General features: G+C 50.2%; 3 tRNA genes. All 3 read right to left on the bottom strand.

What is annotated here, in order from left to right:
- Position 1 precedes the first annotated feature (1 nt).
- Positions 2–77, bottom strand: a tRNA-Glu gene (locus tag ACL9RI_RS27620).
- A 516-nt stretch (positions 78–593) separates the two neighbouring features.
- A tRNA-Ala gene (locus ACL9RI_RS27615) sits at positions 594–669 on the bottom strand.
- A gap of 69 nt (positions 670–738) precedes the next feature.
- Positions 739–814: transfer RNA gene (locus tag ACL9RI_RS27610), tRNA-Ala, on the bottom strand.
- Between the last annotated feature and the right edge of the window lie 132 nt (positions 815–946).

The raw sequence follows: 946 nt of genomic DNA, 5'->3' as shown, positions 1-946 counted from the left end.
CTGGCGTCCCCAAGGGGATTCGAACCCCTGTACTCACCGTGAAAGGGTGATGTCCTAGGCCTCTAGACGATGGGGACCTGTGCTGATTTTACTCTCAGCGGACTCTTCGTTGAAGGCTTTATTTAGCCCCTCAAAAAAGCGTGCGCGAAGTTTAACACGAAGCGATTCACGAAATCAACTACCGCCCCTCTTATTTTCCATCTTTCTCGAGCACTTTCCCCTATGAGGATGGGGTGATGGCAGGATGACATGCAATGCGGCAACTAATTACAACATCGCAAGCTGTCGGGAGACATGGGTGACACTTTTTTGTCGGGACACATGGGTGACACTTTGTCGGGAGACATAGGTGACACTGTCACCTCACAAATAAAAAATTACGCAGGGCAGTAATGCTGTTCAGTTACCCCCCCCAAAAAAAGCAAGGACTGGGGTCTGACCCGGCGGGTCAGACCCCGGCATTTTCGATGTTGGGGTAAGTAAAAAATGTGTAGGACTGCTTAAGCCCCACCCTTGAGATATGGCGAAACACTTAACAGAAATAAAAAAAGCCGCTCAAGGCGACTTTGATTATCTTGTGGTTTCTGCGCTATTGGTGAAGGTAAGCGCGAGCTAACCGCTGACCTCTTGCATGCCATGCAAGCGCTCTCACAACTAAGCCACACTCCCCCGAGGGGTATGCCGGAAATAAAAAAAGCCGCTAAGGCGACTTTGATTATCTTGTGGTTTCTGCGCTATTGGTGGAGGTAAGCGGGAGCTAACCGCTGACCTCTTGCATGCCATGCAAGCGCACTAACAGCTAAGCCACACTCCCCCGAGGGGTATGGCGAAACACTTAACAGAAATAAAAAAAGCCGCTCAAGGCGACTTTGATTATCTTGTGGTTTCTGCGCTATTGGTGGAGGTAAGCGGGAGCTAACCGCTGACCTCTTGCATGCCATGCAAG

Source organism: Janthinobacterium sp. Mn2066, assembly GCF_049319705.1.
GTDB lineage: Bacteria > Pseudomonadota > Gammaproteobacteria > Burkholderiales > Burkholderiaceae_D > Janthinobacterium.
This window is presented reverse-complemented; position numbering and strand designations above follow the sequence as displayed.